Here is a 19,291-nt window from a genome sequence, read left to right as displayed (position 1 = left end):
CCCTTCAGCCAGACCGAAGGGCGGGCGGTTTGTTAAGTGGCGATAGTTCACAGGAATGTGAAGCATTACCACGGCCGTTTCCTTGTAAATATCTGGAAGGATCCGTATACTGGATGGTGACGACGGATGGGGAGGAATGGACGTGTTCGCACGGGTGAAAAGCCTGGGGCTGCTTGGCATCGACGGCTTTTTGGTGGATGTGGAGGCCGATTTGTCCCAGGGGCTGCCGGGCTTCGATGTGGTGGGGCTGCCGGGGACGGCGGTGCGGGAATCCCGCGACCGGGTGCGGGCGGCCATGAAAAACGGCGGCTTCACCTACCCGGTGAGCCGCATCACGGTCAATCTGGCCCCGGCGGACATCAAAAAGGAGGGCTCCATTTACGATCTGCCGCTGTTCCTGGCCCTGCTGCGGGCCAGCGGGCAGCTGAAGAGCAGACGCGGCTGGGAGGAAAGCGCGTTTCTGGGAGAGCTGTCCCTGACCGGGGAAATCCGGCCGGTGCGGGGCGTGCTGCCCATGGTTATCGCCGCGCGGGACGCGGGGCTCAAGCAGGTGTTTGTGCCAGCGGCCAACGCGGCGGAGGGGGCGATCGTGGAAGGGATTGCCGTCTATCCGGCGGCGGACACGGCGGGGCTGCTGGCCCATCTGAACGGCGAGGCGGCCCTGGCGCCCGCCCGACCGGTGGAGGCGGGGCCGGTGGAGGACGCGCCTCTCCCCGATTTCGCCGACGTGATGGGGCAGGCCGGGGCCCGGCGGGCCATGGAAATCGCGGCGGCGGGTTCCCACAACCTGCTGCTGATCGGGCCGCCGGGGTCGGGCAAGAGCATGCTGGCCAAGCGGCTACCCTCCATCCTGCCCGACATGAGCCCGGAGGAAGCGCTGGAGGCCACCAAGATCCATTCCATCGCGGGCACGCTGCCCGGCGGAACAGGGCTGCTGCGGGCACGGCCCTTCCGGGCGCCCCATCACAACATATCCGCCCCCGGCCTGACGGGCGGGGGATCGGTGCCCCGGCCTGGAGAGGTATCCCTGGCCCACAACGGGGTGCTGTTTCTGGACGAGCTGCCCGAGTTCAACCGGATGGCCATGGAGAGCCTGCGCCAGCCTCTGGAGGACGGGCGGGTGACCATTACCCGGGTGGGAGCGACCCTCAGCTATCCTTGCAGCCTGATGCTGGTGGCGGCCATGAACCCCTGCCCCTGCGGATATTTCGGCCATCCCAGCCGGGAATGCACCTGCTCCCCCGCCGCGGCCTCCCGCTACCTGGCCCGGGTATCCGGCCCGCTGCTCGACCGGATCGATCTGCATATCGAGGTGCCGCCGGTGCAATTCGACGAGCTGGCGGCCCGCAAGCCGGGGGAAAGCTCGGCCGCCATCCGGGAACGGGTCAACGCCGCCCGGGCGGTGCAGCAACAGCGGTACGCCGGCACCGGCATCGGCAGCAACGCCCGCATCCCCGCCGGGAAGCTGCGGACCTACTGCCCGCTGTCGGGCGAGGCGCAGGGGCTGCTGCGGGCGGCCTTTGAGCGGCTGGGGCTCTCGGCCCGGGGCTACGATCGGGTGCTGAAGGTGGCACGCACCATCGCGGATTTGGACGGCGGCGGCGACATCCTGCCCGCCCACGTGGCGGAAGCCGTCCAGTACCGAAGCCTCGACCGGAAATATTGGGAAAACCGATAGGGCCGCCCGGAACATAGAAAAAGGACTAGAGGCGTTTTCAGCTTCTAGTCCTTTGTTTTTCTTATTTATGCGCGTTTATTTCTTTCGCCAGGCCCATAATATGAGCTAACGAAGCTTCGTCCAGTTTTCTAATCTCTGACAGGGCGTCGTTGAGCAAGGCGGGATTCTGATTGTCCTTATCAAAAAATTGTGCAGGCGTTACCCCTAGATATTCACAGATGAAAAAGAACGCATGCATGGACGGCAGGGATTTTCTATTCTCAATTTTATTGATATAATTTTCACTTTGCCCGATAGATAAACTCATATCTCTGGCTGAGACACCCTTTTGCATGCGCAGCTCAGCCAGACGCAGCGAAAAAAATTCTTCATACACTAGGCATCCCTCCCAACGAGTACCATTATAAGTTGTATATCCCAAATTTCAGGGAATTATACACCCTATTATCGTTGACAAAGGGAATTATATGATGTAACATTATCTTCGGCAAAGAATTATAAGCCTTACATCATTTAGGGAGGTGACAATATGAAGGAAGAGATTGTTCGCGTGATGGACGAATTGGGAAGGGTTGTTATCCCGGCGGAGTATCGCAGTGCGCTGGGCTGGGCACCTTCCTGCAAGCTATCCATGTCGCGGCAGGACGGCCAGCTGATCCTGCGGGCTTATGAAGACACCTGCCTTCTCTGCGGCGGCACGGAAAATCTGCGTTTCCTCCATGGGAAGGCGGTTTGCCACCGCTGTGTAGACGAACTGAACAACCGGGGATAGCGTATCAAAAAGCTCGCCCGCGATGTCAGGCATCGCGGGCGAGCTGCCAAAGCGAACCGAGGTACTCCCGGCTGGCTGTGGCGCAGTCCAGAGGGGACAGGCCGAGGCTGGGGCTGTCCTGCTTCGCCACCAGCCAGAGGACGCCGGCGTCTTGGCGGTTATACCGCACAAAAAGCCGCGCGGCCATCAAAGGGACGCGCGGCCTTTGCGGGCAATGCCGCCAATTGAAAAAACACGGGCCGAAGGCTCTATACCAGAGTCTTCGGCCCGCGCTTACTTTACAGCGGCCGGCGTTTCCGCCCGCGCAGCGTCAGCACCGCCCCTCCGGCCACCGCCGCTGTCAGCAGCGCGGCCGCGGGCAGCGGCGATCCGGTGTCGGGGGCCGGCGCCTCGGTCTCGGAGCTGTCCGTCGACGGGACGGAGGGCTCAGAAGAGTCGTTTCCTTCCGGCTCCGGATCCGGCGTATCGGGTACCGGATCCAGCGCCTTGTCATAGGGGCCCATGACATAGGCGGCGGGATCCAGGTAAATGTTGTTGTGATCCACATTGGCGGTGGTTCCCTGGGCGCAGAAGCGTAAGGAGGCCCCCTCCTTCATGGCGATATGCAGATCGGGCAGCGCCACCGCGTCCAAATCGTCGTTCAGCTTCAGCGGCTGGCCGTCCGCCGGCCAGACCATGGCGCCGTCCACCTCGATCCAGACCTGAATCGGGTTGGCGCTCGCCTGTCCCTGCCAGATGCCGATCCGGTCCGTGGCCTCGCCGCCGGTGATGAAATAGGTGGCGTCCTCCGGCGCGACGAAGGTCAGGGCCGCCACCGGGTTCCGATCGTCCGCGATATAGCCGGAATTGATGGCGTTGACCATTTTCCCGCCCAGGAAGCCGGCGGACTGGATGGTGTTGGAGGGATAGGTGTTACCGTCCCGCAGCATATAGCCGCCCCAGTCGAACAGGGTGGCGGCGATAGCCGTCTCGAACTTCAAATCCCCATCCATGTCCCCGGTGATGCCCTCCGCCCGGTACTGGAACCGCCAAGGCAGATCGTAGGCATAGCCGGAGAAGTCGAACACCTTATTTTTGTCCACATCGCCGCCGCATTCCACAATGGCGTCCATCAGCGTGGCGGTGGAACCGACGCCTTCGCCCAGCACCGCGATGGTAACCTTCGCGGGCGCCGAGTCGCTCCGCCCGTCGTTGGCCGTAAAGGTGAAGGTGTCAAACCCGGTGAACCCTTCGGCCGGCGTGTAGGTGACCTTGCCGTCCGCCAGCGCCGCCGTACCCGAGACCGGCTGTTCCTTCAGCGCGTAGGTCAGCCCGCCGTCCAGCAGGCTTTCGGCGGACAGGGTGATTTCCACCGGCGTCCCCTTGGCAGTCTTGACCGTCTGTTCCGCGGCCGCCGGCGGCTCGTACTTTTTCACCGTCAGCGTCACGGTCACGTCCACCGGGGATTTCCCGTCCGTCAGGGTCACGACGAAGGAGTCCGGACCGGAATAGCTATCGGCGGGCGTGTAAACAAAAGCGCCGTCCGCCTCCAGGGCCAGTTCACCGTGGGCCGCATCGGTTTTCAGGGCCGCGGCGACCGAATCGCCATCCGCGTCGCTCAACTGCAAATTACCGGAGAGGGACAGCCCCTCCACCGTGTCGAACGCGGTCTGTCCCGCCGCCGGCTTTTTGTTGTCCACAAATTCAATGGTGACGGTGCCGTCCGCCGCCGCGCCGTTTTCATCGGTCACCGTGTAGACGAAGCGATCGGTGCCCTCCACGCCCACGTCGGCCGTGTAGGTAAAAGAGCCGTCCGCGTTCACCGCGGCGCTCCCCTTCTCGCCGTCGGTTTTCAGCGTATAGGTCAGCTGCGCGTCCTCGTCCGCGTCCGCGCCGTCCAGCGTGCCGGAAACGGATTTGCCGATGGTGCAGGTGTAGCTGCCATCCCCCGCGGTGGGCGGGGTGTTGTCGGTGCATTTCACCATGGGGAACATCGAGGCGGCCACCAGCCAGTCCTCCACCCCGTCGGTGCCGGCGCAATCGATGACAAAGCGCAGGCGTTCGCCGGCCTTCAGCGCGATCCCGGTCAGGGTGGGGAAGGCAAAGGACGTGACCTCCTTGGTCAGCAGCTCGTAATTCTTATCCGTGGGATACAGCCGGGTGGAGCCCGCCGGGTCATAGGTGTCCATGTCGGCGTCCTTCCCCATCTTGTGGATGGCGAACCCCATCTGGAAGGTGCTGGACGCGGGCACGTACTGCCCGTCTCCATACTCCGCGCCGCCGGGGAAATACTTGGGGTACATCACCCGGACATTGGGCTGGGCAGCGTTGGGGAAGATCTTATAGGTGCCGTCCTTGGGCGCGATAAACGTCAGGCACAGTGCGCCGACGCCCTCGCTCGCGTCGGTGATGAAATACGGGATGCCGCCCTGTATGCTGACCTGCCCCGTGGTCTGCAGCCAATCCTGGCCAAACACGTACTCGTCGATCCCGGTTCCCCAGCTGTTCGCCTTCATGTATTTGAAGGTGTAAAAGCCGTCCCAGTCGGGGTTGGCGTCGTAATACTGGGCGCGCCAAGCGAAATCCTCCAGCAGGGTTTCCTGGGTCGGGTTTTTGCCGTCCGTCCAACCGTGCGCCTTGCCGCCGAACAACTCATCGACGTAAGCGGTCATGCCCAGCGGGTTCTGGCTGCTGGGCGTCTTTTCCAGCGCCGTCCCGCCCAGGCCCGCAGAGGCGGTGAGAAGCAGGGACGCGGCCGCGGTCAGAGACAGGGCCTTGCTCTTGAAACCAAGCATGCGATAACCTCCTCATATTATCATGAATAAGCCTCTGCTTTTATTATACCTGCCGGAATTCCCGCATGAAATAATCGATTTTTTGGTTGGCATATAAGAATTCTTATGCCTTCACCGGGACACGGTCAACGGCTCCTTCCCCGGCTCCAGCGCTTTGATGCGCGCCGCGATGTCGGCCGCGCTGACACTCGCCCCCGCCACCTCGGCGTAATAGCCGGCCAATCGTTTGTCCATCTGGGCGACGTAGTACCCGTGATAATCCGCCGGGGAGAAATACACCCGTTCCCCCGCAATGTCCCGGGCCCGCTCCCCCGCCGTCGGCATATACGGGTTCAGTGCCCCGTCCCGGGACAGGAAGGGGAAGGACGCGATACCGGTCTGCCGCAGGAACTCCAGCGTGTTGGCGCGGATGCTGTCCCGCGTACTTTTCAGGGGCGTCACCTCCCCGTCCACCAGCACCCAGTTTTCATCCTCCACCCCGTAGAGGAAGGTGCGGCTGGCCTCGCGGGAAGACAGGGTTTCCAGCAAGGCGGCGGCCGCCGCCCGGTCACAGTCCATGGACACAAACGTCTCGAAGCAGCCCAGCCGGCTCTGCGCCTCCAGATACCCGTCCGCCGCGAAGGGCGGCGCCGCCGGCACATACCGCAGGCGCGGGTTCTCCAGGTTGAACCGTTCAATAAAAGCGGCGGGCCCGATATAGGCGAATACGTTGGCCTTCAGCAGCTCCGCCAGCCGATCGGCGGAATACGCCTCAAAAATCCGGTACACGCTCATCCCGTCCAGGCGGTCGAAAAACCGCATGACCTCCTGGATTTTTGGGGAAAAGATGCGGTGGTAGCTACTCTCCCCGTCCCGGTAGAGGGGGAGCACGCCGCAGATGTGCTCCACGGTGGCCAGCCCCCGGTTTTCCTCGCCGAACACCACCGGCAGCAGCTCGTCGCTGCCGATAAGCCGGTTTTCCGTCGCTAGGCGCACAAACGCCTCCAGCGCCCGCGCGAAATTCCCTGGCGTGTCCATGGCCGGGTTTCCCAGCAAGGACGCGTATTCCTGCCGCACATACAGCCCCTCGGTGGCCACGGGGCGATACCCCTGTGCCGTATAGCCGCCGGGCAGGGAAAACAGCTCGCCGGAATTGTTCTGATACGCGCAGCGGATGTCCTCCGGCAGGCTGTCCGCCAGCGTCTCCGAGAGCTCCCGGATATTCCAAACCCGCCCGGAGCCGATAATTTTGCTGCGCAGCGCCCCGCCGGCCGGCACGGTCAGCAGGTCGGGCAGCTCGTCGAGCGCCAGCATCCGGGACACCAGCAGGCTCTGATCCCCCGTCAAGTAGGTGATGACGGGCGGCGTGTCCAGCGCAGAGAGCACGGCCGTCACCGCCTTGCCGGTGAAATCCCCCCGTCCGACGCCGCCCGCCTCGTCCACAATCGTCCAGGTAAGCGCCGCCGCCTCGCGGCTGACAGGGGCCACCGGCGTTTTGGCGCAGCCTCCGGCGGCCAGCAGCAGCGCCGGCAGCATCGCCAGGGCCATTCCCTTACGGGCATGCAGCCGCCTCATAGGTCCTCCTCCCTTCTCTGGGGGATCGCAATAACGCACAGCGTTCCGTCCTCCGTCCCCTCAATCCGGATCCCATACGCCTCGCCGAACAGCAGCCGGATCCGCTCGTCCACGTTGCGCAGGCCGTAGCCCTGGGTCTTCTCCACGAACACGCTGCGCAGCACCTGCGGCTGGATGACGCTCCCCGTGTTGTATACCGTGAAGCGCAGATCCCCGCCCTCCCGCCGGGCCGTCAGCCGGATGAGCCGTTTGGCGCTCTTGTCCCGCAGCTTGTCCACCCCGTGCTTGACGGCGTTTTCCAGCAGCGGCTGCAGCATCAGGTTGATGGTGACAAATTCCTCCAGCCCTTCCTCGATGTCCTTTTCGAACTGGAAATTGTTGTCGTGCAGCTCCAGCTGGAGATTCATATACGCCGCGGCGTTTTTCAGCTCCTCCTCCACGGTAATGGTGTTCCGCCCGCGGTTGAGGCAGGTGCGGTAATAATCCGACAGCTGGGTGATGACATAAGAGGAATGCTCGTCCCCGCGCATAATGGCGTACCAATTCATGTTGTCCAAGCAATTGTATAAAAAGTGTGGATTGATCTGTGTTTGCAGCGCCTTGAACTCGGATTCACGCTGGGCCAGCTGGCTTTCGTACACGTCGTGAATGAGGGTCTCGAGCTGGGCGACCATCCCCTCGAACACCTGGCTGAGCTGCCCGATTTCATCCGCCTGCGTCCCGCCCCGCTCGATGAGCCAGTTGCCCTTGGACACCTTCTTCATCTGCCGGATGAGGAACTCGATCCGCTTGGCAAAATTGGAGGAAAGCAGCAGGGCGATTAAGGCAATCAGCCCTATACCGGCGGCAATGGCGACGACAGCCACCCGCACGATGTCGCCCGTTCGCTGGATGACGAACTGATAGGACACCAGGGCGTACAGCGTCCAGTTATGCGCCTGCAGGGAAACGGAACCGTACAAATACTGCGCGCCGTTGTACGAGACGATGCCGTCCGCCGCCCCGTCCAGATAGCTGATGGGCATGATGCCGGTGGTCATCACGTTCTTGACCAAGCTGATGACGCTCCCCCGGTTGTTGTCCGCGACAAGGATGCCGAAATCGCTGTTTTCCCCAGCAAAGGCCTCGCTGAAAAATTCCCGCTTATTCATGGTGACCACCATCCGGGCCGCCTCCCGCCGGCTGTACAGATCCGGCACGGTGCGCACGGCGTACAGGCTGTCCTCCGAGGCGAACCAGAACGCCCCCTCCCGCTCGAGCATGGCCGCGTTGTCGGGATGGGCGGCGACGGCCTCCTCCACCCGCTTCTCGAGCGCCTTATTGTTATACTGCAGCCCCGGATCGCCCCCCAGCAGGAAATCCACCCGCCGGATGGAGGCGGACACCGGCTGCATGGCCTGCCGCTGCGTTTCCTCGAACAGCCGCAGCTCGCCGACGCGGATCCGGCTGTTCTGCAGCGCCACCACCAGGGTCAGCAGCTCGTCCCCGTACACCACCCGATCCATGGCCTCTTGGCAGCGCCCATATGCGGCGTCCAGCTGGGTACCCGCCCGGTCAACGTAATCCGCCACCCGGCTTTCCAGCTGATCCCGCAGCGAATCCCGCGCAATGACCGCGGAAAACGCGCCCATGCCGATCATGGGCAGAAGAGCCACCGCCAGAAAGCTGATGAACAGCTTGGTACGCAGCTTGGCCCTCTTGAGAAATCGGTAAATTCGTATCAGCATGCGGCTTCTTCCCTATACCGCGCCGGGGTCATCCCGGTGTAGTTTTTAAACAGCAGGCAGAAATAGGAGGAGTTAAGATACCCCACCATCTCCGAGATGGCGATGACCTTGATATCGGTGTTGCGCAGCAGCTCCTTGGCCTTTTCCAGCCGGTACACCGTCAGGTACTTGATAAAATTCCGCCCGGTCTCCTTCTTGAAATAGAAGCTGAGATAGCTCGGCGAAAGCTGCACCCTATCCGCGATTTGTTCGAGGCTGATGTCGTGCATGTACTCCTGCTCCACAATCTCGAGGATCTGGCGGATGGTGCTCTTGTCCTCCTCCCCGTCCTCCATGGCCTCATCCAGGATGCCTACGAGCACATCCTTAAGCGCGTAAATATTCGCGCAGTGGAACAGCCGATCCACATAGGCCGTCACCGTCTCCTGGCTGAGGTTGCGGTTGACCTCCGTGCAGTAGTGGATGAGGTTCCCGCCGATATACTTGATGTACAGAGGGGACAGCGCCCCGCTCTGCCCCAGCTCCTGGAACAGCCGTTCCACCTCCGCCAGGGCCCGCACCTTCTCTCCCCGCCGGATGCAGACCTCCACGTCCTGCAGCCTTTGATGATAATCGCCGGCTTCCCCTCCGCCCTCGCCCTGCGCGCGGATCACCTGGCTGTCCTTGGAGAAAAATTTGGCATCCAGGCAGGTCTCCGCCTGGGTATACGCCGCGAGCAGCTCCTCCGGCCCGGCCGCCCGGCTCCCCAGCACCACGGTGGTCACCGTGCCGGCGTCCCGTTCCACCCGCCGGCAGAAGGCCTGCGCCGCCACCTCCAGCTCCCTTTCCTCCCCGCCGGCCACCAGCACCGCCTGGTATTCGTTGAGGCTCACCCACACGGCTTCGCCGAACAGCTCGCCGATGACCGCCTCCAAATCGTAGCGGCTGTCCGCGAACAGCGGGCGGGACATGTCCGCGAGCAGCAGATGGCCGCCGATGTCGAATTCTCCCTCCGGCAGCTGCCCCAGCAGCAGCAGGCGCAGCAGCTGCTCCTTGCGCCGGTCGAGCCCGCTTTTCCGACAGTCCTCCAGCACCGCCTGGATGGTGGCGCGGAACTCCTCCAGCTTCAAGGGCTTGAGTATGTAATGGCGCACTCCGTACTGCATCGCCCTCTTGGCATAGTCGAATTCCCCGAATGCGCTGTAAATCACGCAGTGCAGCCCAGGCTGGTGCTCCTTCGCCTGCCGAATAAGCTCCAGCCCGTCCTGCTCCGGCATGCAGATGTCGGTAAACAAGATGTCCACCCGCTGGCTGTCCAGCACCTGCATCGCCTCCTCCACCGATTCCGCCATGCAGGTCTCGATGGGGAATTCAAATTTCCGGGTTAAGTAGGCCACCCCCTCCCGGTCAATGCGCTCGTCGTCCACAATCAGCATCCGTATCACGCCGCCACCCCTCCATTTTCTTTCGGAATCTCCACACATAAGGTGAGGGGGAGCGAATCCCCCCGCCTCAGCCGGTGTATTTTGCCATTCTGCCGCGTTATCGTCCTAGGTGGGCGCCAGCCCACCGTCGTCCTCTGCCTTGCCGAATGACAAAATACGCAGGCTGAGGTCAAAGAATTTTTGGGGCTGAGCGAGGGTTCACAGCAAGGCGGCCGTTCGCGCCATGCTGTCGCATGGCAAGTGAGGCCAACGCCGCTGTGGGCGCTCGCTCTCCCAAAAATCGGAGGTTGTTTGCTCCCCCTCACCTTAAGCATACCACACAAATCAAACCAACCCAAACAGAAATTTCTGTTTGGGTTGGTAATGTTCGTTCGATTAGCGGCCCTTCAGGGTGTCATCCAAATTTTTCTGCCAGATGGGCCGCATTTCCTCCATCAAGGCGCTGAAATCGCCATTTTTCCGCATGTAGTTGCCGAAGGACTGGCAGAAGCTGTCCTCCATGCCGTAGCCGTACAGCCAGGTGATGCGGTTTTCCAGCGAATCCATCATCTTCTGCTGGGCCTCGGTGAAAATTTTCTTGGAGGTGCCGGCCTCCGATTTCTTGGTGTAGTAATTGTACTGGTACTCGCCGAACGCGATGCCGCCGATGGCGTTCTTTGCGCCCGCCGGCACGCCGAAGCCATCGCTGGAGCTATAGCCGATGTAGCTCGCGTCCCCGCTGTTCGCCTTGGGGAAGGGCGCGATATCCCAGTTCTTCATGCCCTTGTTCAGCAGCTTTTCCGCTTCGCCCGCCGGGCCGTAATACATGGCCACGTTGCCGTTGGCGAATTCCTCCCACATCCCCCACCGGACGGGCGAGAACACCTTGTCTTTGTTGATACCGTCGTAGTAATACAGCAGGGAGCTGCGCCAGGTCTCGTCGTCGATGTTCAGGGAGGGGTTCCCGTTCTTGAACTTGACGATATCCGTGCCCTGCGCCAAGGGGAAAATGAATTCCAGCTCGGTGCCGAAGCCGTACACATCCGGCTTGCCGTCCTTGTTTTTGTCCACGGTCAGCCGGCGCGCCATGTCCTTGAGATCCTTCCAGGTCCACTTGTTTTCCTGGGCCAGCTGTGCCGGGGCCTTGGCCACGGCTGCGTTTTTCAACATGGTGGTGTTGTAGTACAGCACCCCGGGCGATCGCTTGCCGATGATGGCGTATTTCTTTCCCTGCCAGGTGGTGACGTTGTCCATCACATAGGTGTCGAGGGTGTCCGTCACCTGGATCATATCGTCGAGGGGCGTCAGCAGCCCCTTAATGGCACGGCGGGGGAAATCGAACACGCCGGTGGGCACATAGTCGGGCGAATCGCCGTTGCGGATGAACTGGGTCAGCTTGATGTCCCGGGTTCCCCATTCGCCGTTGATGACCTTAACGGTGGTGCCGGGATATTCCTTTTCAAAGCCGGCCTTGATGGCCTTGAAATCCTCGTCGCCGGAGGTATCCCACGGGATGAACAGCTTGACCTCCCCCTTGACGCCGCTGCGCTTGTCGAACAGCTTCTTGCCGGTGGCGTCGCCGCCGCTCCAGCCTCCCTGCTTGGAGGTGGTCTGGGAAGCGGCCTTGCCGGTGGTTTTGCCGGCCGTGGTCTTCTTTCCTCCCTGCTGACTGCCCGCCGTGGTACTTCCGGAGGGGGATTCGGTTCCCTGTGTGGCGCTCGGATCGGTGATCGTATCCGTCCCCGCCGTTTCTCCCGGGGCGGTGCTCTGGGAAACACCGCTGACGCCGGAGGAAGCCGGCGGCGTCTCCTGACGGCCGCAGCCCGCGGCCGTCAGCCCCATCAGCAGCGCGCAAAGCAGGGACACCGCGCGGATTTTCTGCTTCATCATATACCCTCATTCCTTTCACGTAGCCAGAAGGCGGCGGGGGGCCGGCTCTCCGTCTGTCCCGCCGGCGCGCCCCTTTCTGCTTTCATTATAGCGGCTCCCCGCCCGGTGGGAAATCCCAGGTTTCTTAGAATGGATAACCGATTTTTAAGCAAGGGCGCTTCCCGCCTCAGCCCACGATGCCGCTGCGCTCGATCCCCTCGGTGAAATACCGTTGGGCCACGATGAACAGCACCAGCATCGGCGCGATGGCCAACAGCGCGCCCGCCTGCACCTGCACCTGCACCATCAGCTGATCGCTCCCGTTCTGGGTGGCCAGCCGTTCCAGGGTCGAGCGCAGGGACGCGAGCGCCGTGGCCACCGTCTGGCGGGTCTCGCTGAACACCGCCGGCACGAAATAGTCGTTCCAGTGCCAGACCGTCGAGAAAATGAACACCGTGATCATGGAGGAACGGGCGTTGGGCAGCATCACCCGGAAATAGGTGCGCACCGCGCCGCAGCCGTCAATGAGGGCGGCCTCCTCCAGTTCACCCGGCATCCCCCGGTAGAACTGCCGGAAGATGAAGATGAACAGCCCCGAGCGGAACCCCATGCCGAACAGAGACTGCAGCCAGAAGGGCCAGGGGGAATCCACCAGCTTGAAGGTGCCGCTCCCCGCTGCGATGGCGTCCAGTATGGCGGACAGTCCCGGCAGCCGGAAAAACCGGAACATCATGTACAGGGGGGACAGATAGGTCTGCACCGGCACGATGATGGTCAGTATCACGACGGCGAACAGGATCCGCTTGAAGGGGAAATCGAACCGGGCGAAGCCGTAGCCCACCACGCCGCACACAAAGGTCTGCAAAAAGGCCGATACGAAGCTGATTTCCGCCGTGTAGCCCAGCAGGGCGGGATAATTCATGGTCTTGACCAGCAGGGCCATGTTGTCCAGCGTCCAGGTTCGGGTCAGCCAGACCACCGACGGATCCTCCATGTCCGCCCGGCCCCGGAAGGCCGTGATCACCATGTACAGGATAGGGTAAATCAGCACGAACTGGATACCCAGCAGCAGGATGAAGCGGGACAGCTTCCAGGTGCCCCGGCCCAGACGGGCCCCCCATATTTTCGCCCGCAGCCCGGGCGCCGACGATACGCGATTCAAAGCCGTCCCCCCTTATTTCTCGATGTAAAACACCCGGCGCGAGATGAACCAGGCCACCAGCCCCGTCACCGCCAGCACCATCAGGCAGTAGGCTACTGCCAGGGTGGTGCCCGAGGAGTTGTACATTTTGTTGAAGTATTCCTCGATGCGCTGCATCACCGGGTTGGAATAATAGGTGAAGGAATCGATGATGGAATACACGGCGTTCAGCAGGATGAACGGGGTCACCAGCGGGAAGGTCACCTTCCAGAAGGTCTGCCAGGCGTTGGCCCCCTCCACGCTGCACACCTCGTACAAATGCGCCGGCACCGCTTTGATGCCGCCGATGAACAGCAGGATCTGCACCCCGCATTTCCACAGCAGGTCGAGAATGCTGGACACCGCGCCGGTCAGCTGGCTGACCAGGGAGGGATCCAGCCCCAGCTTGAGCATGGACATCTCCAGCGCCGCGGACTGGAAAATCGTCACGTCGCTGGTCTGGGCCATGGAGGAGGCGAACAGATCCTGCTTGAACACCGCGAGCAGTACGCCGGAGGACACGATAATAGGCAGGGCGAAAATCGCCCGCGCCACCGTCCGCCCCCGGAATTCCTGGCTGAGGATGATGGCGATGAACAGGCTGAACGCCACGATGAGCAGCACCTCCCCCAGGGTCTGGGCGATGGAGGTCAGCATCATCCGCACGTTCTGCGGATCGTCGAGCAGCACGTCCTGCAGAATTTCCCCGCCGACGTACACGGATTTCATCCCGCCCGGCTCCACGGTCACGTCGTTGAACATGTAAAACACCGACTGCCCCATGGGCACCAGGAAAAAAGCCAGCACCCCGACGATCCAGGGGGAAACGAACAGCAGTCCCGTCAGCCGGCGCCGCCGGGAGGCGGATGTCCGCCGCAGCGAGCGCGTCATGATCCATCCCTCCCGCCGATAAAGCCATAGGATTTTGCCGGCACCGTCAACCCGCTCCGCTCATAGGGCGCGGTGCCGTAGTTGACCACTACCACCGCGCCGTTTTCAAACGTCACCTGCCGGACGTCCCGGCTGAGGAACACGTACCCGGCCACCGCCGTGCCGCCGGTGCGCTCCCGGACAGCCGCCAGCTCGCAGTAGGTCTCCAGCATCGTGTCCTTCCACTGCGCATAGGTGGAGGCGTACAGGCGGTTCATGGACGTGCGGGCCACCGCTTCATAGTCCGCCTCCATCACGGAGAAGGTCAGAGCACTGTTGGACTCCACGGCGTGGAGCAGCATATCCCGCAAATCGCCCGCGTAGTTCACCGGCGGGGTAGCGTACCCCTTCAGCCCGTCGAGCACCAACTGGAGAAAAGGCACGGCCCCATTGCTGATGAAATGACCACTGTCGGTGTGAGGCAGGCCGATAAAGTTTTCCGCATACGGCATGGCGTAGGCGTTGGGCGCCTCCAGCAGCAGCCGGCGCCCCTGGGCCAGATCCGCCAGCACCCGGGTAAAGCGCTCCTGCACCCTGCCCAACGGGTCGTCCCCCCCGCCGTAATTACTGTATAAATCCCGTCCCAAGGAGCTAGGCGCCAGCGTTTCCAGCCCCTTCTCCCGCACATCGTCCGCCAGCCGTCCCGCCGCCTTCTCCACCCCTTCGGGGCGCAGCAGATAGCGGGTGGGCCGGCTGTAGTCCCGCAGCCCGGTGGCGTAATGGTAATCGAACAGCTTCGCCGTCTTTTTGTTGACCGCTGTCACCGAGTCGAAGAAGGCGTGCGCGCCGTTGCCGCCGTCGGTGAACTGGGTCAGCCGGACTTCCGGATACACATCCGTCCATGTCTCGATGAGATCCCGCAGCTCTTCGGCGCTTCCCAGCTTGCCGTCCACCTTGAGCTTCGCGTCAATTTTGCCGGTGTAGGCCCCGCTGGGGCTGAGCCCCCGCAGCAGCACCACGAACCGGCCGACCCCGCCATCCCGCAGTTCGGTCAGCATGGCGCCGGTCTGGCGCAGGGTGGTCAGCGGCGTCACCGCCTGATAGCCGAAGCCCAGGAACTGCTGCTTGGCCCGCACCCCGGCGGTCACGTCGAGATACAGCGCATCGTTGAGGCTGCCGCCCCGCTTCGCGCCGTCCAGCAGCCAATCGGCGCAGGCGTCGGCCGCCCCCTTGAGCGAGGCCGCCTCCCCCCGCAAAAACCGGTATTCCACCGTCGGATTTTCATCGGTGCAGGGGGTCTGCGCGGTCAGGATCCGCTTCATCTCCGCCCAGGTGCGGCTGAGGAAGGTGGTCTCCATGCTGGTGCGGTAGAGGAAGGTGAAGCCGGCGGTGTTATAGCCGGTGTCCATGCCCGCCACCGCGGCGGACAGGGTGCCTCCCGCCGCCCCGCGGCGGGCGATGGCCAGGAATCCCGCCTGCACGTCCCGCCCCGCCTCCTGGACGGGGCTGCCGTTCTCGTCGGTGCGCAGCGGCGGCGTTGCGTGGGTGTACACCGCGGCGAACGCCGGCAGCAGCACCGGCTTATAGTCGTTGGGCTTGCTTTCCGACACCTGGGTCAAATCGCCGCCGAAAATCTCCCGGCGGTACTCTCCCTGGGCATATCGGCCGTTGTTGAACGCGACATACGCGCCGGAGCCGTCGGGCAGGATGAAGAAGCCCTTGTCCCCCGATCGCGCCGCTCCGAAGAAGGGCAGCAGCGTGATGTCCAGGATCCGGCAGTCCCCCGTCTCCCGCACCTGCCCGTAATCGATGGAGGCCGACAACGCGTCCGCCGTCAGGCTGTACCGCACCGGGATGACGAAGCCCTGCTCGGCAAAGGTGTAGGTCGCCGTCAGGGTATCGCCGTCGCGGCTCAGCCGCAGCCCCCCCTCGGACACGCTGCCCACGTAGGAGTTGACCTCGTCCATGGCCTGGTTCCCGTTCAGGAAGGTCACCAGCAGTTGGGAGATCATCCGGGTGATGTTCACCCCTTGCGCCACCGTGTCCAGCTCGTAATCCGCCGGGTTGGAGGCGTAGGTCATGCCCGAGGCCCCGTCTGTCACCGTGAGAAAACCGGTGGCCTCGTCCGCCGACAGGGTCAGCGGCCCCTTGGACAAGGAAGCGGTTCCCTGCGCCGGGGCGGTCTGACCGGCGGACGCGGGCGCGTCTGTCTCCTGGGCCGCGTAGCCCCCCGCCGCCAGGATGGGGAGCAGCGCCGCGGCCAGCAGCAGGGCACCCGCCCGGATTCGTTTTTTCAGTTGCATGGCGGACGCCTCCTTACTTCAGCTTGAGGGACAGCTCGTCGTATAGGGATACGAGAAACATGGCCAGCTGCTGGAACAGGCTCCAGAGCAGCAGCGCCAGGAACAGGATAATCAGGATCCCGATGAGGGAATACAGCACGGCCAGCACCGTGCGCCCGAAGGAAAATTCGTGCACCACCTTGAGCCCCAGCACCATCAGCACGGCCGACCAGAGGATCGCGGCCGCCCCCAGCAGGGTGAGGAACGCCCCCTCCTCCCGGGTCAGCACGTTGGTCAGCAGCAGGGACAGCAGCTGGTAGCCCACATAGGGCAGCAGCCCCACCGCCAGCACATACACGATGTCCAGCAGCTTGCCGCTGCCGTCCATCATGGTGGAAACGAACCAGTTGGCCAGCACGAACAGGCCGAATACCAGCAGCGTCTGCCCCAGGATGATCCAGATGCTGAAATCCCCCGCCACATTCTGGTTGAACACGTACCCGTTGTACTGCCAGGTCAGGATGGTGGCGAAGAACCAGAGGGCCAGGCTCACGCCGGTGATGGCCGCCCGGGAGCGCGCGCTCCCCGCCCGTACCCCGGCCTCGTAGCCGTCGGTGGGATGGAACAGGGTGTACCGCAGGCGCCGCGCCGGCCCCAGGGCCCCCGCGTCCACATCCCGCGCCCGGCTGGTCCGGTCGCGGGAGTCGGAGACCACGATCCAGATCACCAGCACCGCCAACAGCGCGAAAATGGGATAAAACCAGCTGCGCAGGCCGACGCTGCGCTGCTGCCGGAACGCGTCGGAATACAGCTCGGGCGCGTGTCCCCGGCGGAAGCAGTCCATCGCGGCGGTATAGTCCCCGCTGTTCAAGTAGGTCTTGCCCATGCTGATATACGCCGGGTCGTACCCGCCCGCGTACCGGATCACCTCCTGCCACAGGGACACCGACTCCTCGTATTTCCCCTCGTTATACAGCCGGATGGCCGAAAAGATGGTCCGCCCGAAGGCCGAGGGGGTGAACATGGTCACCGTGTCCCCCATGGTATCGAGGACGTAAATTCGCTCGCCGATGGTCTCGACGGCCGTTGGGATGCGAAAAGTACCCTCCAGCACGCCGATGCCGCCGAACACCGTGATCCACTGCCCGTTCTCGTCATAGAGGAACACCCGCCCCTGGGTGGCGTCCAGCGCCGCGACCAGCCCGCTGTCCATGACGTCGATGTCCACGAACGCGGTGTCCAGCAATCTTCCGTCGCTCCAGGCAACCTCCAGGTCGCCGTAGTTGGCGTCCTTGTATACGTTGACGCTCTTGGCGTTCATTTTTTTGATTTCGTTGGTAGAGACCACGCTGCCGCCCGCCACGGATTTCTGCGTCACCGTGTAGATGAAATTATCGGGCGTCAAATCGAAGTTGGCGTATTCCACCGGTATGTACCGGGCCATATTGTCCTTCTGCTTGTCGCTGAGCAGGCCCTTCCAGAAGTAATCCAGCAGCATCCGGGCCGACAGCTCCACCCGGTTGGAGCCGAAAAAGGTCAGGAACTCCCCCTCCTCCGAGAACACGCAGGCCCCCCGGTACAGCCCGGGCACCAGCACATAGAGAACGCCTTCCTTGTCCACCAGCACCTTGGAGGGCGCGAACGGCACGTTGTCAGGGAGCAGCGCGCTGTCCGGGCGCTCGATGACCTGCCGGATGTTCAGCCCGCTGTCCGCGATAATCACCCGCTTGTTCTGGGGATCCGCGGCGTAATAGGTGCGTTCCGCCCCGCTCCCCCGGATGAACACGCCGGCCAGCCCCGGGAGCTCGCGCTCCTCCCCGTTTTCCCGGAAGGTCAGGGTCTTGACATACCGCAGCTCCTCGTCCAACACCAGGATCCGCCCGCTGTCAGTGTCCGCCACGTTCAGCAGCCCGTCCTCGTCCACGAACAGATCGGCCGCGTTGCCCAGGGTGCCGGGGGGCAGCTGCCGGCCGGAAACCACCTTCTGCGGCACGTAGCCCACCGGCGCCGCCACCGCGTTCCCCTTCTCGTTGTAGGCGTAGCCGTCGTACGGGGTGTCCACCGCCGCTGCTCCCGGCAGGCAGAGCGCACCGGCCAGCAGGAGGGCACACAGGGCCCTGCACAGGATTTTCAAAGCGCACCCTCCCCTCACTCTTTGATACCGGAATGGCTCATGGTTGCCATGACCTGGCTCTGGGTGAACACGAACAGCAGGATGGGCGGGATAATCAGCACGATGCTTCCCGCCATCGCCACGCCGTAGCGGGCCGTCCCCCCCGCCATGATTTGCTTGACCGCCAGATTGACCAGCTTGAGCTCCTCGCTGAACACCATGTTGGCCTGGGTCTGGTTCCACACCCCCTGGAAGGAAAAGACCAGCAGCGTCATCCAAGCTGGCTTGACCTGGGGCATCACGATGCTCCACAGGGTGCGGATCTGCCCCGCCCCGTCGATGGTGGCCGATTCGATAAGCGGGGTGGGCACCTGCTCCATGAACTGCTTCATCAAGAACAGTCCGAGCGGCGTCGCCAGCTGCGGCAGGATATACACGAGATAGGTATCCAGCATCCCCGTCTTGGCCAGGATGACATACTGGGGCAGCCACAGGATGGTGGTGTTGAACAGCAGCGCCACCACCACGAAATTGAAAATCCATTTCACCCGCAGCTGGAACTTGGCCAGCGGATACGCCGCCATGGAAGCGATGAGCACGTTGCCCCCCGTGGCCACGACACTGACGAACAGGCTGTTGAACAGGTACCGGCTGAACGGCACCCACATGTTGGTCGCCAGCTTGAACAGGAGAAAATAATTGGAGGAGGTGGGCCGCACCACAAAAAAGCGGGGTGGAAAGGCGAACAGTTCGTCCACCGGCTTGAAGGAGTTGATGACGGAGTAAATAAGCGGCAGGGCCATGAACAGCCCCAGCACCGTCAGCACCGCGAACAGCAGCACGGTCGCCCAGGCGCGCCGCCCAGAATGCCGGCGCTTCTTATGTACGCGCATCTGCCAGCGCAAACCGGAAACGGCCATACAAAATCACAGTCCTTTCGCCGTGCTCGAAGCACAAATATGGTTCTCACACAATCTCTCCTGGAAGCTCGGTTTTTTCCGATCCCCCCAGCGGTCACCACCCGATCATTCGCTCCCTGGCCCGCAGAAAGCTCGGATCGAATGGAAAG

General features: G+C 62.9%; 14 protein-coding genes. 2 read left to right on the top strand and 12 right to left on the bottom strand.

The features are described from left to right. The first annotated feature begins 142 nt into the window (after positions 1-142). A complete protein-coding gene (locus ACSAMM_RS01050; protein ID WP_457789145.1) occupies positions 143-1,678 on the top strand; it encodes a YifB family Mg chelatase-like AAA ATPase in 1,536 nt (511 codons plus the stop codon). Positions 1,679-1,739: 61 nt separating this feature from the next. Here the strand turns inward: ACSAMM_RS01050 and ACSAMM_RS01045 are convergent, their stop codons facing one another. Further along, positions 1,740-2,054 (bottom strand): helix-turn-helix domain-containing protein, encoded by a 315-nt coding sequence (locus ACSAMM_RS01045; RefSeq protein WP_457789143.1) that lies wholly within the window; start codon positions 2,052-2,054, stop codon positions 1,740-1,742. 153 nt (positions 2,055-2,207) lie between these two features. On the opposite strand from ACSAMM_RS01045, the gene ACSAMM_RS01040 reads away from it, so the two are divergent. Next, positions 2,208-2,450, top strand: coding sequence for an AbrB/MazE/SpoVT family DNA-binding domain-containing protein (locus ACSAMM_RS01040; RefSeq protein WP_178725100.1), 243 nt, complete (start codon positions 2,208-2,210; stop codon positions 2,448-2,450). Positions 2,451-2,475: 25 nt separating this feature from the next. On the opposite strand, the gene ACSAMM_RS01035 is transcribed toward ACSAMM_RS01040, so the two are convergent. The 11 genes from ACSAMM_RS01035 to ACSAMM_RS00985 all read right to left on the bottom strand — a co-directional run bounded on the left by ACSAMM_RS01035 (position 2,476) and on the right by ACSAMM_RS00985 (position 19,142). After that, positions 2,476-2,619 (bottom strand): hypothetical protein, encoded by a 144-nt coding sequence (locus tag ACSAMM_RS01035; RefSeq protein ID WP_178725098.1) that lies wholly within the window; start codon positions 2,617-2,619, stop codon positions 2,476-2,478. A 109-nt stretch (positions 2,620-2,728) separates the two neighbouring features. Beyond that, positions 2,729-5,224 (bottom strand): Ig-like domain-containing protein, encoded by a 2,496-nt coding sequence (locus ACSAMM_RS01030; RefSeq protein WP_457789140.1) that lies wholly within the window; start codon positions 5,222-5,224, stop codon positions 2,729-2,731. 111 nt (positions 5,225-5,335) lie between these two features. After that, on the bottom strand, positions 5,336-6,778 hold the full coding sequence (locus tag ACSAMM_RS01025; protein WP_457789139.1) for a hypothetical protein: 1,443 nt from the start codon (positions 6,776-6,778) through the stop codon (positions 5,336-5,338). After that, positions 6,775-8,505, bottom strand: coding sequence for a sensor histidine kinase (locus ACSAMM_RS01020; protein WP_457789137.1), 1,731 nt, complete (start codon positions 8,503-8,505; stop codon positions 6,775-6,777). The genes ACSAMM_RS01025 and ACSAMM_RS01020 overlap by 4 nt, the downstream gene beginning before the upstream one ends. After that, on the bottom strand, positions 8,499-9,920 hold the full coding sequence (locus tag ACSAMM_RS01015) for a response regulator (protein ID WP_457792130.1): 1,422 nt from the start codon (positions 9,918-9,920) through the stop codon (positions 8,499-8,501). Before ACSAMM_RS01015 ends, ACSAMM_RS01020 begins: the two co-directional genes overlap by 7 nt. A gap of 384 nt (positions 9,921-10,304) precedes the next feature. Next, complete coding sequence (locus ACSAMM_RS01010) at positions 10,305-11,798, bottom strand: extracellular solute-binding protein (RefSeq protein ID WP_457789135.1); 1,494 nt, start codon at positions 11,796-11,798, stop codon at positions 10,305-10,307. A 166-nt stretch (positions 11,799-11,964) separates the two neighbouring features. Next, on the bottom strand, positions 11,965-12,939 hold the full coding sequence (locus tag ACSAMM_RS01005; RefSeq protein WP_178720893.1) for an ABC transporter permease subunit: 975 nt from the start codon (positions 12,937-12,939) through the stop codon (positions 11,965-11,967). 12 nt (positions 12,940-12,951) lie between these two features. Beyond that, on the bottom strand, positions 12,952-13,848 hold the full coding sequence (locus ACSAMM_RS01000) for a sugar ABC transporter permease (RefSeq protein WP_178720895.1): 897 nt from the start codon (positions 13,846-13,848) through the stop codon (positions 12,952-12,954). Beyond that, the gene (locus ACSAMM_RS00995; RefSeq protein WP_457789134.1) at positions 13,845-16,130 is read right to left on the bottom strand and encodes a DUF5696 domain-containing protein; all 2,286 of its coding nucleotides are present in this window, start codon (positions 16,128-16,130) and stop codon (positions 13,845-13,847) included. The genes ACSAMM_RS01000 and ACSAMM_RS00995 overlap by 4 nt, the downstream gene beginning before the upstream one ends. Positions 16,131-16,143: 13 nt before the next feature. Beyond that, entirely contained in the window at positions 16,144-18,243 is a 2,100-nt protein-coding gene (locus tag ACSAMM_RS00990; protein ID WP_457789133.1) for a YIP1 family protein, read from the bottom strand. Positions 18,244-18,257: 14 nt separating this feature from the next. Next, the gene (locus ACSAMM_RS00985; protein WP_457789131.1) at positions 18,258-19,142 is read right to left on the bottom strand and encodes a carbohydrate ABC transporter permease; all 885 of its coding nucleotides are present in this window, start codon (positions 19,140-19,142) and stop codon (positions 18,258-18,260) included. Positions 19,143-19,291: the final 149 nt, after the last annotated feature.

This window comes from Anaeromassilibacillus sp. SJQ-5, from assembly GCF_054108045.1.
Note: the sequence above shows the minus strand (reverse complement) of the source record. Positions and strands in the feature narration are given on the sequence as shown.

Bases quoted from the DNA above. Each gene is read 5' to 3' on its own strand.
- ACSAMM_RS01040 (WP_178725100.1), top strand. From the start codon at position 2,208: ATGAAGGAAGAGATTGTTCGCGTGATGGACGAATTGGGAAGGGTTGTT.
- ACSAMM_RS01030 (WP_457789140.1), bottom strand. From the start codon at position 5,224: ATGCTTGGTTTCAAGAGCAAGGCCCTGTCTCTGACCGCGGCCGCGTCC.
- ACSAMM_RS01025 (WP_457789139.1), bottom strand. From the start codon at position 6,778: ATGAGGCGGCTGCATGCCCGTAAGGGAATGGCCCTGGCGATGCTGCCG.
- ACSAMM_RS01020 (WP_457789137.1), bottom strand. From the start codon at position 8,505: ATGCTGATACGAATTTACCGATTTCTCAAGAGGGCCAAGCTGCGTACC.
- ACSAMM_RS01015 (WP_457792130.1), bottom strand. From the start codon at position 9,920: ATGCTGATTGTGGACGACGAGCGCATTGACCGGGAGGGGGTGGCCTAC.
- ACSAMM_RS01010 (WP_457789135.1), bottom strand. From the start codon at position 11,798: ATGATGAAGCAGAAAATCCGCGCGGTGTCCCTGCTTTGCGCGCTGCTG.
- ACSAMM_RS01000 (WP_178720895.1), bottom strand. From the start codon at position 13,848: ATGACGCGCTCGCTGCGGCGGACATCCGCCTCCCGGCGGCGCCGGCTG.
- ACSAMM_RS00995 (WP_457789134.1), bottom strand. From the start codon at position 16,130: ATGCAACTGAAAAAACGAATCCGGGCGGGTGCCCTGCTGCTGGCCGCG.
- ACSAMM_RS00985 (WP_457789131.1), bottom strand. From the start codon at position 19,142: ATGGCCGTTTCCGGTTTGCGCTGGCAGATGCGCGTACATAAGAAGCGC.